The organism is Streptomyces sp. SM1 (genome assembly GCF_002910825.1).
GTDB lineage: Bacteria > Actinomycetota > Actinomycetes > Streptomycetales > Streptomycetaceae > Streptomyces > Streptomyces okerensis.
The window spans coordinates 1-15,598 of the sequence record NZ_NEUB01000940.1 but is presented as its reverse complement, the minus strand read 5'-3'; the positions used below and the strand labels follow the sequence as shown (position 1 = coordinate 15,598).

Here is a 15,598-nt window from a genome sequence, read left to right as displayed (position 1 = left end):
CGGTGTCGAGTTCATGCACATCCAGGACCCCAAGCAGCGCAAGTGGATCCCTGCCCCTGGACCGCTCCCCCATGGACCTCCGGCCCCGGGACGTATCCCACGGGCACGGCGGGCACACCGGGGGCGCCCCCGGCCGCCCCCGTGGAGAAGTTCACCCCGCGCTCGATCCGGTCCAGCCGGGCCATGAGCGACCGCTCGTCGCCGTACGCGGCGGGAAGCAGTACGCGCGCGCAGATCAGTTCGAGCTGGAGCCGCGGCGAGGTGGCACCGCGCATCTCGGTGAGCCCCTCGTTGACGAGGTCGGCGGCGCGGCCGAGCTCGGCGGGGCCGAAGGTGCCGGCCTGGGCCTGCATCCGCTCGATGACGTCGGCGGGGGCGTCGATGAGCCCCTTGTCGGCGGCATCGGGCACCGCGGCGAGGATGACGAGGTCCCGCAGCCGCTCCAGCAGGTCCGCGACGAACCTGCGCGGATCGTTGCCCCCCTCGATCACCCGGTCGACGACCTCGAAGGCGGCGGCCCCGTCACCGGTCGCGAAGGCCTCGACGACGGAGTCGAGCAGCGAACCGTCGGTGTACCCGAGCAGGGACGTGGCCATGGCATACGTCACACCGCTCGCTCCCGCGCTGGCGAGCAACTGGTCCATGACGGACATCGAGTCACGCACGGAACCCGCGCCCGCCCGCACCACGAGCGGCAGCACACCCTCCTCGACGGGGATGTCCTCCTTCCCGCACACCTCACCGAGGTAGTCACGCAGGGTGCCGGGCGGCACGAGCCGGAACGGGTAGTGATGCGTACGCGACCGGATGGTCCCGATGACCTTCTCGGGCTCGGTGGTGGCGAAGATGAACTTCAGATGCTCCGGCGGTTCCTCGACGACCTTGAGCAGAGCGTTGAAGCCCTGCGGGGAGACCATGTGGGCCTCGTCGATGATGTAGATCTTGTACCGGCTGGACGCGGGCCCGAAGAACGCCTTCTCGCGCAGGTCGCGGGCGTCGTCCACACCACCGTGGGAAGCGGCGTCGATCTCGATGACGTCGATCGAGCCGGGCCCGTTGCGCGCGAGGTCCTGGCAGGACTGGCACTCCCCGCACGGCGTCGGCGTCGGACCCTGCTCGCAGTTCAGACACCGCGCGAGGATGCGTGCGCTGGTCGTCTTGCCGCAGCCGCGCGGACCACTGAACAGGTACGCGTGATTGACCCGGTTGTTCCGCAGCGCCTGCTGCAACGGGTCGGTGACATGCTCCTGCCCGATGACCTCGGCGAACGACTCCGGGCGATAGCGGCGGTACAACGCGAGAGACGACACGCATACGAGGTTATAGGCGCGCACCGACAACCGGACCGGACGCCCGGAACGCAAGCGCCCCCCACGCACCCGCCAGAGCCGACCTACCCTTGCTGCCTTCCGGCCCTGGGGGAGTTCAGTCAGATAGCGCCGCGTGAGGGGCTACGCAGAGGCTACCCCATGTCGCGGGCCCGGAACGAGTTCGCGAGCACTCCTCTCGGTCATGTAATGTTCCCACCGGAGGATTCGCCTAGTGGCCTAGGGCGCACGCTTGGAAAGCGTGTTGGGGGCAACCCCTCACGAGTTCGAATCTCGTATCCTCCGCAGCCGCCCACCTGGGCAAACGAAGGCTCCGACCGGATCATGGTCGGAGCCTTCGTCGTTCCGTGGTTGCAGTTTTGGTTGCAGTTCGTGTGGCGGGCGTAGCCGGAGGACCCGGCAGACGGTCCGCTGTCGGCACCTGGGCATCCCTCGCAACTTCAACCGGGTTTGTCAGTGGTGGGTGGTAAGTCTGATCTCCTACCGATCGGCTCCTCGGGTGAAGGGTGAACTGGAGCTTCCCCTTGATCGCGGACACCTGGAGACTGGGATCCTGAGGTTCCAGAGGAAGTAGCACCAGGTGGGAAGTAAGTACACGAAGCGGTACACCGAGGAGTTCAAGCGGGATGCGATCGCGCTCGTCGACTCCTCGGGCAAGACGGTCACCGCCGTCGCCCGGGAACTCGGCATCAGCTCCGAGTCCCTGCGCGGCTGGTACCGGCGGGCGAAGGCGGACCGGGGCGAGGGCGAGTCCGGTGAGCTGACCGGTGCCGAGCGCGAGGAGCTCAAGCGGCTGCGCAAGGAGGTCCGTGAACAGCAGCAGACGGTCGAGATCCTGAAAAGAGCGACGGCCTTCTTCGTGAAGGAGAACGACCGGTGAGCGAGCTCTACCGGTTGTTCCATGCGGAGAAGGCGAACTATCCGGTCGTCCTGCTGTGCCGGGTGCTGAAAGTCGCCCGCTCCTCCTACTGCGCCTGGCGTGAGGGCGAGGCTGCCCGTCGCGCCCGGCAGGCCGCCGACGACGCGCTCGCCCACGAGATCACCGTGGTGCACATCGCTTCCCGGCACACCTACGGTGTTCCGCGCATCCACGCCGAACTGCGCCGCTTGGGCCGACGGGTGAACCGCAAGCGCGTCGCCCGCGTGATGCGTGAGCGCGGCATCCGCGGTGTCACCCGGCGCAGACGGCGCTCGCTGACCCGGCCGGACGTGAAGGCGAAGCCGGCCCCGGACCTGATCGGCCGCGACTTCCACGCCGAGCGGCCCGGGACCCGGCTGGTCGGCGACATCACGTGCCTGCCCACCGCCGAAGGCTGGCTCTACCTCGCCTGCTGGCTGGACCTGGCCACCCGCGAGGTCGTCGGCTACGCCATGGCCGACCACCACCGCGCCGACCTTGTCGTTGACGCCCTGGACATGGCCCACGGCCGGGGCCAACTGGAGCCCGGCTGCGTGATCCACAGCGACCGCGGCAGTGAATACACCTCAGCTCAATTTCGCACTCGGATAAGGGAGTTGAAGCTGCGGCAAAGTTGTGGACGCACCGGATCGTGCTTCGATAACGCTGCCGCGGAGAGTTTCTGGGCCCTGCTCAAAGAGGAGATCGGCACCCGTGCCTGGCCCGACCGGGCCACCGCCCGAGCCGAGGTCTTCTCCTTCGTCGAAACCTTCTACAACCGCCGCCGCCTGCGCAAGCACCGGACCTTCGGCTACCTCACCCCGGCCGAGACCAGGCAGCGGCATCAACACGCCCTCGCAGCATAACGATCACGTGTCCGCGATCACGGGGAAACTCCAGATCCTCGTCGAGCTCGCCGACGTGGACAGCCCCCGGGTATGGCGGCAGCTACTGGTGCCCTCCGCGATCCACCTGGACCGGCTTCACTCCGTGATCCAGGACGCGATGGGCTGGCAGGACTGCCACATGCACGCGTTCACCATCGACAGCGTTCAGTACGGCCGCCCCGACGGCGAACTCGGATTCCGCGACGAGCGCACCGCGACACTGGCCACCCTGCTCGAACCGGGCGCCCATTTCGTATACACGTACGATTTCGGGGACTCCTGGGAGCACCTCATTACCGTGGAGCAGTTCGAGACGGCCTCGGCCGGGCTTCACTATCCACACTGCGTGGACGGTACCGGAGCGTGTCCACCTGAGGACTGCGGCGGCGCCCCCGGCTACAGCGATCTCAAAGCGATCCTCGCCAACCCGACGCATGAGGAACACCACGCCATGCTGGCGTGGCTCGGACTTCGGTCCGCCAGGGAATTCACCCCTGACCGTTTCACGCCGGACGAGGCGAACGCACGGCTGCTGCGCCTCACGGCACCATGAAAGACGAGCCGCCCAGCCACGCCACCGTTCGCGGCACACACTGGTAAGGGGGGCAATACCAGGAGTATGGTCTCTTATATGGCGACGACCAAGAAGGTGACGGTCACGATCCCCGAGGATCTCCTTGACGAGATTCGCGCAGAGGCGGCGGAACGGGGCCTGTCGGCGTACGTCGCCGAGGCACTGCGCTTCCAGCGCGACCGGGACCGGCTGCGGGAACTGGCCGACTGGCTGCAGGAGGAACACGGCCCCCTCACCGAGGAGGAGCGCACGGCAGCGTTCGAGGGGTTGGAGGATCTCGACGCCGAACACGAGCGCCGCCGCGTCGCCGGAAAGCACAAGACCGGAGAGGCGGCGTGAAGAAGCGGACCGGCCAGCACGGTCAGCGCCCGCTTCGCATCTTCGTACTCGACTGCGAAGCCCTGTCCCTGGCCGTGCGCGGTGACCGGAGGATGATCGCCTGGCTCGACCTTGCGGCCAGGGGCGAAGCCGAGGTCGTGACGTCCCCTATGACGCTCGTCGAGGCGTACGACGGCAGAACCACCGAGCAACGCTGGGACTGGGTACTCTCCCGGCTCCAGGTCGCCGACATCGGGAAGGACGAGGCCCGGCAGGCCCGGCGGCTCCTGGCCGACGCCAAGTTGCACGGCCACAAGTACGCCATCGACGCGGTGCTCGCGGTCATCGCGCGACAGCAGAAGGGGCAGGTCACCGTCTTCACCTCGGATGTGGATGACCTGGAGAAGCTGGTGCCGGACTCCATCGTCGTCAAGCGGGTGTGACCCCGCCGCGACTGGTCTCGGTTCTGGTCTCATTCACCCCCGTCCGGCACCGTCCGAAGTACCGTGCCCTCATCAAGCAGACGCAGGTCAGGACGCCCACAAACGGCACCGGACCCCCGTACGGACATTTGGAAAGCGTGTTGGGGGCAACCCCTCACGAGTTCGAATCTCGTATCCTCCGCAGCCGCCTGAACAGGCGAAACGAAGTTCCGGACCGCAACTGGCGGTCCGGAACTTTGTCGTGCTCTGGTCTCAGTTTTAGTCTCATTTATTTCCGACATTCGACCCATTTCGCCCGCACGGCGGACCGCTCCCGCTGTGACCAGGGATCCCGCATCGACGTGCGTCCCGGCCGCGGCTCTGGGGCCGCCCCCCAAGTGGTCTGCTCGCCTCATCCCAGCAGGTAGCCCAGGGCGCGAGTGGCCTTGCGAAACGCCTGTAGCTGCTCAGGGGAGACCACAAGGTGGCGTTCGCCGAGCCGGGTGCACAACGCGCGCAGGCGGCGGTCGCTGACAACGAGGGCTGCCAGTGCCTCGTCCTCGCATTCGATGAGGTGGACCTACCCCGTGTCACGGAGTCGGCCGGTGTCACTGCGCGCACCCCCTGCTTCGTGCCACTCACGTCCCGTTCCTACAGGTGGGCGACATAGTCATAGTTGCCGGTCCCACAGGTGCGCCCCAGCGTCTGCACGACCTTGCGCGGATCGTCGTAGGGACCGGAGAAGTAGAACGGCTTACCGTCCCGGCCGAAGCCGATAGTGGGCCGATCGCCGGGCGGGGTTCCCAGGTGCACGGCGGCGTCGGTGAAGCCGGCCGCGGGCTCGAAGCCGAGCCCGCCGGCGTAGGTGACCGCGTCGCGCACGATCGTCTGGGCCTGCTCCTCGCTGATCGACAGCGGCGGACGGTCGAAAGCCGAGTAGTACATCGGTACGTATGTGGTCAGGGAGCCGGAACCCATCACCTCGGGGTCGGTCACGTTCTTCACCCCCAAGCAGTACACATCCACCAGGAAACCGGTGACGGTCACCCTGCTGGCCCGTTCCTGGCGGGCCAGCAGGATCTGAGCGAAGCCCCCCGTGTCCGGATCCGGCTTCTGGCCGATCGGGTCGGCCGCCGCCCAGTCCGGGGCCCCGGTCATGTCCAGTCCCGCGCTCCAACCCGCATTGACCCAGCAGCCCACCACTGGTCGCTCATCCGGTGGAGTGTGCGCCTGCGCCGCCTCGGCGACCTGCCGTACCAACGCGGTGGCGTGTGCCGGACGCAGCCCCAGCGCCTTCGCGATCTGCTTCGGCGCGCTGCCGCGCTCCCTCATCTCCCGTACCCGGGCCAGCAGTTCCTCGTCGTGCGTGGTCACCGTCGCAGTCTGCCACGCCGGCGTCATGCCCCGCTACGGAGTACACGTGAGCGCATTCGGGCCCAGCTGCCCGCCGCCTGTCATCCTGGGCTCGGCGGCAACGGGCACAATCGAGCCGGAACGTGTGAGTCAGCATGGGTGAGGCAGTAGGCAGGACCATCGAGCAGGTGCGAGCGCTGGTCGGCTGGGTCGGTGCGGGTCGCAAGCTGACCCAGACCGGCCGTGTGACGCTCGCCGACGCGCGGGCGCTGGTGGAGATTCTGGACACCGGCGACCGGATGGACCCGGTGATCGGAGACCGTACGTTCAAAACGAAGTCCAGCGAGGAGCTGTACCACCTCACGCTGCTGGTCGAGTGGGCGAAGACTGCACGACTGCTGCGGACCGCGGGCGGGCGCCTGCTGCCGGTGAAGAAGAACGCCAAGCTGCTGGACCGCCCCGACGAGCTGCGTCGCGCGCTGTTCGCCGCACTACCGCACATCGGCCCCGCCGTGACGGTGTCCGGCTGGCTGGAGTCCCTGTTCGCGCACGAGTACGACCGGGGCCTGCGGGCCTTGCTGCAGCGGCTATACGCGGCCACAACCCCGGTGCCGCTCAGTGACCTGCAGGAGGTGGTGTGGCAGGCGGTCAGCCCGCTGTACGTGCTCGACGACCTGTCCCCCGACCGTCTGAGGCATCTGCGCACCGCCAACGACCACGACATCCAGCGAGTCCTGAAGGCCCTCGCTTCCCTGGGCACTATCCGTGTCGCGGGGGAAAGCGCCGAGTTGACGGCGGACGGCCGCACCGAGACGGCCCGGATGCGCGGCGAGCCCGAGCCCGGCGACGCGGTGTTGCAGATCCTCGTCGAGTTGGCAGACGTGGACAGCCCCCGAGTCTGGCGGCGACTACTTGTGCCCGCCGCGATCAGCCTGGACCGGCTTCACTCCGTGATCCAGGACGCGATGGGCTGGCAGAGCTGCCACATGCACGCGTTCACCATCGACGGCGTCCAGTACGGCCGTCCCGGCGGTGAACTCGGATTCCGCGACGAGCGCACCGCCACACTGGCCGCCTTGCTCGAACCGGGCACCCACTTCGTGTACACATACGACTTCGGGGACTCCTGGGAGCACCTCATCACCGTGGAGCGGTTCGAGACAGCCTCAGCCGGGCTCCACTACCCGCACTGTATGGACGGTGCTGGGGCGTGCCCGCCCGAGGACTGCGGCGGCGCCCCCGGCTACAGCGATCTCAAAGTGATCCTCGCCGACGCGACCCATGAGGAACACCACGCCATGCTGGCGTGGCTCGGACTTCGGTCCGCCACGGAATTCGCACCTGGCCGTTTCACGCCAGACGAGGCCAACGCACGGCTGCTGCACCTCACGGCACCATGAAAGACAAGGCGTCCGGCCACACGGCCGTTCACGGCCCTGGGTACTACCGATTGGTCCACCTGCCCCGCCGCGCTCGGACAAGGACGTACGGGCCGACCTTCCTGCCCCGGCTTTCGGGTCTTGGGCATCGACTACACGGCGACGAGGCGCGCTCTGTCGCCGCAGAGCTTCGTCATGTCGTCGATGTCCGAGGTGAGCATGACGACCGGGCGCCGCTGACGCAGCGCCATCTCGGCCACGGCAGCGTCGATGGCGTATTTGTGACCATGCAGCCCGGCGTTGATCAGCATGGCTGAGGCGGCCTTGGCCTCCTCGTCGCCGATGTGCACGATCCGCACGCCGGACAGGACCCAGGCGAGCCGCGCCTTGTCGGTCCGGCGATGCACCGCTTCGATGATGGTGAGCGCGCTGATGACCACCTCCATGCCCCGCTTGCGGGCTTCGGCGATGAGGGCGACCACGGGCTCGTGATCACTGACGAACTTCGACAGGCCCTCGCAGTCGAGAACGAGGGTGCCTTCGTGACTCAGCTTGCGGCGGGCCACTGCCCCTCCTCGGCGAACACCTCGTCGAAGACCCGGCGTGCCCGCTCCTGCTCCTGCTCGGAGATCGGCCCCTGACGGCGTTCGTAGTCGGCCAGGTACTCATCCAGGATCTGACCGCGCAGTTCGCGCTCCACCGCTTCGGTGATGAACGCGGAGAACTCACGCTTGCCGACCCGTCGGCGGATCGCCTCCGCCGTCCCCTCGGGGAGGGAGAGGCTGACCCTGGTGGCCGGCCCTTCGCCGACGCTGTACGGAATCTCGCTCATGGGATCGAAATTATCAAATAAGTAGGAATCCGGCCGGGTGCAGCACCCGCCGAACGACGTGGGTCGCCCACCCGTCACCTCACGGTCTCGGTTCTGGTCTCGTTCACCTACGTTCAGCTGTATCCGAACGCCGCCGGACAGTCCACTCCACTGCTGGTCAGAACACCGGCGACCACCTCCGAACCCTCTGGCGAACAGTTGGAAAGCGTGTTGGGGGCAACCCCTCACGAGTTCGAATCTCGTATCCTCCGCCATTGCTCTCACCGGGCAATACGTCGAAGGCCCCCGCAGCTTGCTGCGGGGGCCTTCGACGTTCGTGGTTGCAGTTTTGGTTGCAGTTCTCGGCTAGCGCCCGTTGAGGACGGACCGGCACACGTTGCAGTACATGGCGGCGTTGCGCCCGTAGCGCCGCATCATCTGACCGCAGCCGGCGCACAGCCCGAGCTCCCACGGCGGGCATCCCAGCGCGGCGGAGGCGGCGGCGCGTTCCACGGTGGTGATCCGCATCGGGTCGCGGGAGCGCTGGACCGGCATGCGGGGAAGCGTGAAGCCGCCGGTCGGCTGGTCGAGGTCACGGATGGGCCGGCCGTCGCTGACGAACCAGCCCTCCTCCCCTGCTCGGCAGGCGCGGTCGATCTCCTGCTCGGCGAAGGTGATCACGTCGTCCTCCTCTTCGGCCGGGGCCGCCGGGAGAGGCGACTTCTCGCCGATGAGCTCCTGCCACAGCGCGCAGTCGTCGGCCGAGACCCACATATGCCGACCGGCACGGCCGCTTCCCCGGCTGGGCACATAGACCGGGACGCTCTCACCAGTGGCGCTCTGCAGGACTAAGTCCTCGATGAAGACCGGCTTCTTCTCCGGGAGGCACAGTGCGGGCACGAACCAGTCCGCGTGAATCGCGCCACAGTGGCCAGCACCTTCACTGATGGGGCAGTGGCGTTCGCTGCTTGGTACGCACTTCCAGACTTCGAGGTGCCGGTACCCACCACGGATCGCCATCTCCTTGCCGTCGGCGATGTCCTTCCACGGCATGTCGTCGACCCGCGCCCACGGAGCGCGGTCGATCAGGGATGCCGTCCGGTCCTTCGCTACCCAGAGGGGAGTGATGCCGTGCTCCACGGCGTTGACCGAGCGCCGGTGCACGCTGCTGGGACTGAGGTGGTGGTACTGGATCTCCCAGCCGATCCGCGTGCCGCCGGGTCCGACGACTACGGCGTCCGAGATGCTGCGCCGGTTGGTCGAGCTGAACCACCCTGACGGTGTCGTAGACCTCCAGGTCATCCTCGACCGGCCGAGACCACGTGTGCGCACAGTGATCGCAGAGGTAGGCGACCACATCGCGTCCCGCAACAGTCAGCGGCCTGCCCGGACGGACTGCCTCGACGAAGCACCGAGGGCACGGGTCGGCGGTATGAGCGCCTACTGATCGGGACATCGTTCGATCCTGCTGTACAGCAACGACGTACAGCAACCACAGCAATCGGTCCCGCCCGGTAGCGCCCCTCTGGGTCCGTAGCGCGGCTGGTACGGCCCTTCGCGACTGATCCACAGAGAACTACGGATCAGAAGGTGGGTGAGTCGGCGGACTGGCCGAGATGTGGCGACTGCACGGTGACGAGGCGCACCGTGTCGCCGCAGAGTTTCGCCATGTCGTCGGTGTCCGAGGTGATCATGACGACCGGACGGCGCTGCCGCAGCGCCATCTCGGCGACTGCGGCGTCGATGGCGTACTTGTGGCCGTGAAGCCCCGCATTGATCAACATGGCTGAGGCTGCCTCGGCCTCCTCGTCACCGATGGGCACGATCCGCCCGACGCCGACTGCGACGCCCTCGCCGAGCTGGTCGTGCCCTGGTTCGAACGGGGGCCAGCCCGGTGTCCGTGATGCAGGCGCTCACCGCCGGCCTGCCGGACCCCGTCCACGCGCCACGCGCCACGCGCCACGCGGTTGCGTCGCCCGCCGGCCCCAACCCCGCGGACAACGGTCGCTCCCGGGCGATGACTTTGCTCCGCGGCGGGAGTCCTCCTCGCATGACTGATCCGGCACTGACAGCAGACCGCCCTCCCAGGACCAGGGTCTGGTCCTTGATCCACGCCGAACGAGCGGCGCTGGCGGCCGATCTCGCGGACCTGACGGACGAGCAGTGGGAGACGCCGTCGCTCTGCGCGGGCCTGACCGTTCGCGAGGTGCTGGCGCACCTGACCGCGGGCGCGAGCCTCAACGCGGTGAGCTGGCTGGCAGGGGTGATCCGCTGCCGGTTCGACTTCGACAGGCAGGTGGCCGTGCGCCTGGCCGAGCGGCTCGGCGCGACCCCGGGTGACACCCTCGAACACTTCCGGCGCATCGTCCCGAGCACGACCAAGCCGCCCCTGCCCGCCATCGCCATGCTGGGCGAGACGATCGCGCACGGCGAGGACATCCGGCGCCCTCTGGGCATCCGCCGCGACCATCCGGTCGAAGCCGTCACGGAGACGGCCGAGTACTACCGGGGTTCGGACCTCGTGGTCGTCGCCAAGGGACGCATCGGCGGCCTGGAACTCGTGGCGGACGACGGCCCGTTCACGACCGGCTCGGGACCTCTCGTGACCGGGCGCACCGTGAGCCTGATCATGGCCATGACCGGGCGCGCGGCCTACTGCGACGAGCTCGAAGGCGACGGTGTGGAACTCCTCCGCAGCCGCTGCGGGACGGCGTGAGCGGGCCCGCCGCCCGCCGGTCGCGCGGCGCGTCAGACGCGGGCGAGTTCCGCCGCGCCGAAGGAGACGTCGAAGCGGTCGCACCAGATGGTGACGCTGGTGTAGCGGGACGGATCGACGTCCTCGGGCACGGTGTAGTTCTGGCTGCCCTTGTTGCCCTTGAGCTTGCCGAGGCTGACGTACTGGCCGTCGTCGAAGACGTGCCAGCCGGCGCGGCCCTCCTTCACCGGCGCGTCGGTCAGCCACACGTGCAGGTCGGGGCCGTTGCTGGTGTCGAGCCCTTCCAGGCGCACGACATGGCTGCCGTCGGCCAGCCGCACGAATCTCACCGTGCCGGACGTCGCGTGCTCGTGGCTGATCATCTCGCCGCTCGCCAGTGTCGTCGGGCCGGCCGGAGACGGGGTGGCCGCCGTCCCGGACGGTGCCCCGGCGGGCGGGGTCGAGGCGGCCGCCGTGACCTCGGGCAACGCCTCCTGCACCGTCTCGTCCTGCCACAGCTTCCACGGCTGGAACCAGTACAGGCCGAACGCTCCTCCGACGACCGCCACCATCAGCACTCCGGCCGTCCACGGCCTGAACAGTGCGCCCCGGACCCGCCCCATGTCGATCGCCTTCCTCAGAATCAGCAGTACCGGTTCCCATTCAACGCGGCGGACGGCCCGTTCGGAGCAGCGTGACGGATGACGAAATCCTTACGTGTGCGCGCCGTTGAGCCCTGGCACGCCCTCAGCGGGTGATCTCCACCTGCCGGGTCTCGGTCACCTGGTCCAGTTCGGAGACGCGGATGGTCAGTTTCATCGTCCAGGAGCCTTCGAGGGGGAGGGTGAGGTCGCTGGTGGCCCAGTAGCCGCCGCGGTCGGTCACCTTCGCGTCGATGGGGCCGATGTCCTTGGCGGCGAGGGTGAAGGAGATGCCGAGTTCGGGGACGAAGGTCAGGGCGCCGCGGGGGCCGAAGACCACGGCCTGGAGGCCGTTCTCGCCGACCCGGCCCGGGTCCATCTGGATCTGCACCGTGCCGCGGCCTCCGGGTGTGCCGACGTCGTAGGGGATGGTGAAGGCCTCCGCGCCGGGGAGTCCGGCCACCTGGGGGCGGGGGGCCTCGGCCGCCTCGGCCTCCGCGCGGGCGGGGAGAGTGCCGGTCAGCACCGTGGTGATCAGGAGGACGACGACGGCCACGGCCACCTCCGCCAGCACGGAGCGGCGCAGGGCGCGGCGGTAGTGGTCGGGGGTCGACGGCGGGGGCGTGCCGGGTCGGTTCGGTCCGTCCGGCACCGGTTCTTCCGGGGTCCCGCCCGGCGCGCCGACCGGTTCCGGCACCCGGGTCCCCACCCTCGCCGGTGCCTGCGCCCTCGTCACCAGGAGGGTCGTCCAGCGGCGGGAGAAGACCGCCGCCAGCAGCAGGAAGACGGTCACCGCGAGTTTGGCCGTCAGGGTGCGGCCGTACGACGACTCCGTGAGGGCCGACCAGGAGCCGAGGCCGCGCCAGGACTGGTAGAGGCCGGTGACGACGAGGACGGTCACGGAGACGAAGGCCAGGCGGGAGAAGCGGGCGACCGTGGCCGGCGGGGGCGGGGTCTTCGCACGGTGGAGGGTGAGGAGCAGGGCCGTGAGGCCGCCCAGCCAGCAGGCCATCGCCAGCAGGTGGAGGACGGACGACGTCATCGCCGCCGGGACCTGGATCCCGGCGGAGGCGTGTTCGGCCGCCGCCCAGGTGAGGGCGAGGGCGACGGAGACGGCGGCGCCGATCGCCAGTCGGGCCCGGGGGGCACTGCGCCGGGCGAGCGGTACCAGGACCGCCGCCGTCAGCAGGAGCAGGGCCAGCCGGGTCAGCAGGGCGAGACCCGGGCGGCCGGTGAGGGTGCCGGTGAACGCCGAGAGGTCGAGGGCGGCCGCGGGGGACGTGCCGTTCTCGTAGGGGGCGCGCAGGACGAGCAGCGCGAGCGTGGCCGTCAGCAGCGTCCACCAGCCGATGAGCAGCGCCGGCCGCAGCGGGGAGGTGTCCGGCGGGCGGCACAGTCCGATGAACGCCGCCGCGCCGATCATCAGGGCGGCGGCGATGTAGGCGAGGTAGCGGCCGGTGTCGTACAGGCTCTTGGTGACCGGGTGTTCGGCATGGTCCGCGGGTGCGGCGGGCGGGGTGGGCGAGGGTGCGCCGACGGAGAAGGTGAAGGCGCCGGAGACGGGGTGGCTGTCGGCGGAGACCACCCGCCAGGCCACCGTGTAGGTGCCGTCGGCGAGGTCGCCGGGCAGCTCGGTGCGCGCGGTGTCGGAGGCGCCGTCCGCGTGCTGAGGCTCCTCGAGGTGGACCCGCCGGTTGTCGGGGCTGTAGACGCGGAAGGAGTCGTCGAGCAGGCCGACGGACTCCGTGAAGGTCAGGGTGATGTGGCGCGGGGCGGTCTCGACGACGCTTCCGGCCTCGGGGTCGCTGGCACGGAGGGCGGCGTGGGCGCTCGCCGGGGCGGCGCTGCCGAGGACGAGCAGGACCAGTACGGTGCCCAGCAGCACCAGCCCTTGAAGCCGCCGGGTTCGCCGGACGTCCGGGGTGCCGCTGCTTCCGTCATCGCCCGCCGCCTCGCTGCGCCGTCTCTCCACGTCTTACCCGCCTCCCGGCAATCCGGCCTCCCGGCAATCCGGCCTCTCGACAGGTACGGACGGGAAGCCCGGTGTGCTCACCAGGTGGGCCGGGCCGTCGCTCCCCCGTCCACCACCAGGTCGTGGCCGGTCACCCAGGACGCGAGGCGGGACGCCGGGAACACGCCGGCGTCGCCGATGTCCTCCGGCGGCCGAGCCGGCCCACGGCGGACGCCTCACGCCACCGGCGTACGCCCTCCGGCCAGTCCTCCGCCAGACCCTCCCGGTCGATCAGGCCGGGCGAGACCGTGTTGACGCGGACGCCCCACGGGCCGTACTCCTGGGCCGCCGCGCGGGCGTGCATCACCACCGCCGCCTTGGAGGCGCCGTAGTGGGCGTGCCCGGGGGCCGGGATGCCCGCCTCGACGGAGGCGATGTGGGTGACACTGCCGCCGCCGTCCTGGTCGCGCATGAGGCGGGCCGCCGCCTGGGTGCAGGCGAAGACGCCGGTCAGGTTGGTGTCGACGACCGCGCGCCACTGTGCCGCCGTCATTCCGGCGCGGTCCTGGACCGGCTGGACCCCGGCGTTGTCGACGAGCGCGGTCAGCCGTCCGCCACCCCACTCGGCCGCCTCGGCCACCACGCGGTGGCACGTCTCCTCGTCGGTGAGGTCGCCCCGGAGGACGACGGCCGCGCCGCCCGCCTCCCGGATGCGGTCGGCGGTGTCCCGTGCGGAGGCGAGCGCCGTACGGCAGTGCAGGGCGACGGCCGCGTCCTCCTCGGCGAACCGCCGTGCGATGCCCCGGCCGATGCCGCCGCCCGCGCCGGTGACCAGGGCGACCTGGCCGTGCAGCAGACCCCGCTCGCTCATGGGCGGGCCAGTCCCGCGATCAGCGCCGCCCGTTCGGGGTGGCGCGCCGTCAGTTCCGCCGCGTCGCCGTGCTCGTAGCCCTCGAAGGTGAAGCCGGGCGCCATCGTGCAGCCGAAGAACGTCCAGGCACCGCCCGCCGCCACGCGTGCGCCCATCCAGGTACCGGCGGGGACGGTGAGCCGGACGTGCTGGCCGCCCAGGACGTCCACGCCGGGGACGGGGGTGCGGGAGGTGCCGTCGGGGGCGAGGAGGAGCAGTTGGAGCGGGTCGCCGAGGTAGTGGTGCCAGATCTCGTCGGCGCGCAGGCGGTGCAGGGCGGAGAAGTCGTAGGGGGCGTCGGTGAGCAGGGCGACGATGGCGGTGCCCTCGGGCCGGCCGTCCGGACGTGCGGGGCCGGCCCAGGTCTGGCGGAACCGCCCGCCCTCGCGGGGGAGCGGCTCCAGACCGATGGGGGCACCTCCCATGCCCTCAAGGGCTATGGGGGAGGGCGACGAGTTCATCGGGGGTCACCCGCCGAACGCCACCTCGCGGGTGAGGAACGCGAGCTGCGCCTTCTTCTCCGGGAGGTACACGTCCGGCAGGTCGATCTCCGGGAGGACGACCCGGGGTCCGGCGGTGAATCCCAGGCGCAGGAAGCGGGCGACCGCCTTCTCGTTGGCGACGTCCGGGTCGACCACCACCCGCCTGCGGTCCAGCACCACCATCACGTACGTGACGATGCCGGCCGCCAGCCCGCCGGTCCAGCCGGACCGGGTGTCGCCGGGTGCGGCGGGGGCGAGGAGCAGATGGACGCCGATGTCGCCCGGTTCGACGGGGTAGCACGCGCCGACGCGGTCGGCCTCCGGCTCGTACGTCTGGAGCAGCGCGGCGGGAACGCCGTCCTTGAGGACGAGGTACGCGTGGTGGGTGTCGAGGGTGTCCATATGGGCGTAGATCTCGGTGACGCGCTGTTCGGTGAGGCCGTTCATGCCCCAGAAGGCGGCGCGTTCCCCGGACACCCAGCGGTGCAGGAGGGGTGCGTCGGCGGCCGGGTCCAGCGGCAGGACGCGTACGGTGCCGAAGCCGTCGACCTCCTGCTCGTGGACGGCCGTCCGGGAGGCGTAAGGGTCAGACATCGGTCTCCTTCGTCAGGTGCGCCCAGTCGGTGAGGACCGGGGCCAGGTCTCCGGCGAGCCACAGGGGCTGCTGGTCTCGGTGGTGCGGTGAGCCGGGTACGCCCGAGGCGCCGTGCGGCACCACCCAGCGGCTGTCCTCGCGCCGGGCCAGGTCCCAGACGTAGCGGGCGGCGGGACCGCGCGCGGCGAGGTCGGTGAGGCCGGGCACGGGGGAGGTGCACAGCACGCAGTCGTGGTCGCCGGAGAGGCCGGGTTCGTCGTACGGCGTTCCGGACGGCGGCAGGGCCCGCCAGGGGGCGAGGCGGTGGGTGTCGCCCCAGGTGCCGGCGGGCGGCTCGGCGGCCACCTCCTCGAG

16 protein-coding genes, 1 tRNA gene, 1 other RNA gene and 3 pseudogenes are annotated in these 15,598 nt (G+C 70.0%); 8 read left to right on the top strand and 13 right to left on the bottom strand.

Going from position 1 to position 15,598, the window contains the following annotated elements:
• Positions 1-20: 20 nt before the first annotated feature.
• Both B9S61_RS32535 and ffs read right to left on the bottom strand, forming a co-directional pair.
• Positions 21-1,310, bottom strand: a pseudogene (locus B9S61_RS32535) (DNA polymerase III subunit gamma and tau); the annotation flags it as partial.
• 47 nt (positions 1,311-1,357) lie between these two features.
• Positions 1,358-1,456, bottom strand: an RNA gene (gene ffs / locus B9S61_RS32530) — signal recognition particle sRNA small type.
• Between the two features lie 72 nt (positions 1,457-1,528).
• Between ffs and B9S61_RS32525 the strand changes: the two genes are divergently transcribed.
• The 6 genes from B9S61_RS32525 (at position 1,529) to B9S61_RS32500 (ending at position 4,448) form a co-directional block, all read left to right on the top strand.
• Positions 1,529-1,613 (top strand) — tRNA-Ser (locus B9S61_RS32525).
• Between the two features lie 295 nt (positions 1,614-1,908).
• Positions 1,909-2,208, top strand: a complete 300-nt coding sequence (locus tag B9S61_RS32520) for a transposase (RefSeq protein ID WP_103545393.1) — start codon at positions 1,909-1,911, stop codon at positions 2,206-2,208.
• On the top strand, positions 2,205-3,092 hold the full coding sequence (locus B9S61_RS32515; RefSeq protein ID WP_103545392.1) for an IS3 family transposase: 888 nt from the start codon (positions 2,205-2,207) through the stop codon (positions 3,090-3,092). The genes B9S61_RS32520 and B9S61_RS32515 overlap by 4 nt, the downstream gene beginning before the upstream one ends.
• Positions 3,093-3,099: 7 nt before the next feature.
• Positions 3,100-3,666 carry a plasmid pRiA4b ORF-3 family protein gene (locus B9S61_RS32510; protein ID WP_258039973.1) on the top strand — a complete coding sequence of 189 codons (567 nt, stop codon included), beginning with the start codon at positions 3,100-3,102 and terminating at the stop codon, positions 3,664-3,666.
• Positions 3,667-3,744: 78 nt separating this feature from the next.
• Complete coding sequence (locus B9S61_RS32505) at positions 3,745-4,026, top strand: CopG family transcriptional regulator (protein ID WP_103545391.1); 282 nt, start codon at positions 3,745-3,747, stop codon at positions 4,024-4,026.
• The gene (locus B9S61_RS32500; RefSeq protein ID WP_071268234.1) at positions 4,023-4,448 is read left to right on the top strand and encodes a PIN domain-containing protein; all 426 of its coding nucleotides are present in this window, start codon (positions 4,023-4,025) and stop codon (positions 4,446-4,448) included. Before B9S61_RS32505 ends, B9S61_RS32500 begins: the two co-directional genes overlap by 4 nt.
• A gap of 630 nt (positions 4,449-5,078) precedes the next feature.
• Here B9S61_RS32500 and B9S61_RS32495 read toward each other — a convergent pair.
• Positions 5,079-5,801, bottom strand: coding sequence for a hypothetical protein (locus tag B9S61_RS32495; RefSeq protein ID WP_146065011.1), 723 nt, complete (start codon positions 5,799-5,801; stop codon positions 5,079-5,081).
• A 134-nt stretch (positions 5,802-5,935) separates the two neighbouring features.
• On the opposite strand from B9S61_RS32495, the gene B9S61_RS32490 reads away from it, so the two are divergent.
• A complete protein-coding gene (locus B9S61_RS32490) occupies positions 5,936-7,180 on the top strand; it encodes a plasmid pRiA4b ORF-3 family protein (RefSeq protein WP_258039972.1) in 1,245 nt (414 codons plus the stop codon).
• Between the two features lie 131 nt (positions 7,181-7,311).
• Here the strand turns inward: B9S61_RS32490 and B9S61_RS32485 are convergent, their stop codons facing one another.
• From B9S61_RS32485 to B9S61_RS32470, 4 genes and pseudogenes are all read right to left on the bottom strand, one after another.
• Positions 7,312-7,725, bottom strand: coding sequence for a DNA-binding protein (locus tag B9S61_RS32485; protein WP_103545389.1), 414 nt, complete (start codon positions 7,723-7,725; stop codon positions 7,312-7,314).
• Positions 7,707-7,991 carry a hypothetical protein gene (locus B9S61_RS32480; protein WP_103545388.1) on the bottom strand — a complete coding sequence of 95 codons (285 nt, stop codon included), beginning with the start codon at positions 7,989-7,991 and terminating at the stop codon, positions 7,707-7,709. The genes B9S61_RS32485 and B9S61_RS32480 overlap by 19 nt, the downstream gene beginning before the upstream one ends.
• Positions 7,992-8,336: 345 nt before the next feature.
• The gene (locus B9S61_RS32475; protein ID WP_258039971.1) at positions 8,337-9,272 is read right to left on the bottom strand and encodes a hypothetical protein; all 936 of its coding nucleotides are present in this window, start codon (positions 9,270-9,272) and stop codon (positions 8,337-8,339) included.
• Positions 9,273-9,553: 281 nt separating this feature from the next.
• Positions 9,554-9,799 (bottom strand): annotated as a pseudogene (locus tag B9S61_RS32470) (hypothetical protein); the annotation flags it as partial.
• 221 nt (positions 9,800-10,020) lie between these two features.
• On the opposite strand from B9S61_RS32470, the gene B9S61_RS32465 reads away from it, so the two are divergent.
• Positions 10,021-10,686 carry a maleylpyruvate isomerase family mycothiol-dependent enzyme gene (locus B9S61_RS32465; protein WP_103545387.1) on the top strand — a complete coding sequence of 222 codons (666 nt, stop codon included), beginning with the start codon at positions 10,021-10,023 and terminating at the stop codon, positions 10,684-10,686.
• Positions 10,687-10,718: 32 nt separating this feature from the next.
• Here the strand turns inward: B9S61_RS32465 and B9S61_RS32460 are convergent, their stop codons facing one another.
• The 6 genes and pseudogenes from B9S61_RS32460 to B9S61_RS32435 all read right to left on the bottom strand — a co-directional run.
• Positions 10,719-11,288, bottom strand: coding sequence for a DM13 domain-containing protein (locus tag B9S61_RS32460; RefSeq protein ID WP_103545386.1), 570 nt, complete (start codon positions 11,286-11,288; stop codon positions 10,719-10,721).
• Positions 11,289-11,412: 124 nt separating this feature from the next.
• Positions 11,413-13,191: a copper resistance protein CopC gene (locus B9S61_RS32455; RefSeq protein ID WP_103545394.1), complete on the bottom strand. Its 1,779-nt coding sequence runs from the start codon at positions 13,189-13,191 to the stop codon at positions 11,413-11,415.
• Between the two features lie 164 nt (positions 13,192-13,355).
• Positions 13,356-14,128, bottom strand: a pseudogene (locus B9S61_RS32450) (SDR family NAD(P)-dependent oxidoreductase).
• Positions 14,125-14,592, bottom strand: a complete 468-nt coding sequence (locus B9S61_RS32445) for a cupin domain-containing protein (protein WP_103545385.1) — start codon at positions 14,590-14,592, stop codon at positions 14,125-14,127. Before B9S61_RS32445 ends, B9S61_RS32450 begins: the two are co-directional and overlap by 4 nt.
• Positions 14,593-14,634: 42 nt before the next feature.
• On the bottom strand, positions 14,635-15,243 hold the full coding sequence (locus B9S61_RS32440) for a GNAT family N-acetyltransferase (protein ID WP_103545384.1): 609 nt from the start codon (positions 15,241-15,243) through the stop codon (positions 14,635-14,637).
• A partial coding sequence (locus tag B9S61_RS32435; RefSeq protein ID WP_146065010.1) for a penicillin acylase family protein occupies positions 15,236-15,598 on the bottom strand: 363 nt, incomplete at its 5' end. The genes B9S61_RS32440 and B9S61_RS32435, both read right to left, overlap by 8 nt.

Coding starts and splice junctions, on each gene's coding strand:
- B9S61_RS32505 (WP_103545391.1), top strand. CDS start 3,745: ATGGCGACGACCAAGAAGGTGACGGTCACGATCCCCGAGGATCTCCTT.
- B9S61_RS32490 (WP_258039972.1), top strand. CDS start 5,936: ATGGGTGAGGCAGTAGGCAGGACCATCGAGCAGGTGCGAGCGCTGGTC.
- B9S61_RS32480 (WP_103545388.1), bottom strand. CDS start 7,991: ATGAGCGAGATTCCGTACAGCGTCGGCGAAGGGCCGGCCACCAGGGTC.
- B9S61_RS32475 (WP_258039971.1), bottom strand. CDS start 9,272: ATGACCTGGAGGTCTACGACACCGTCAGGGTGGTTCAGCTCGACCAAC.
- B9S61_RS32465 (WP_103545387.1), top strand. CDS start 10,021: ATGACTGATCCGGCACTGACAGCAGACCGCCCTCCCAGGACCAGGGTC.
- B9S61_RS32460 (WP_103545386.1), bottom strand. CDS start 11,288: ATGGGGCGGGTCCGGGGCGCACTGTTCAGGCCGTGGACGGCCGGAGTG.
- B9S61_RS32445 (WP_103545385.1), bottom strand. CDS start 14,592: ATGGGAGGTGCCCCCATCGGTCTGGAGCCGCTCCCCCGCGAGGGCGGG.
- B9S61_RS32440 (WP_103545384.1), bottom strand. CDS start 15,243: ATGTCTGACCCTTACGCCTCCCGGACGGCCGTCCACGAGCAGGAGGTC.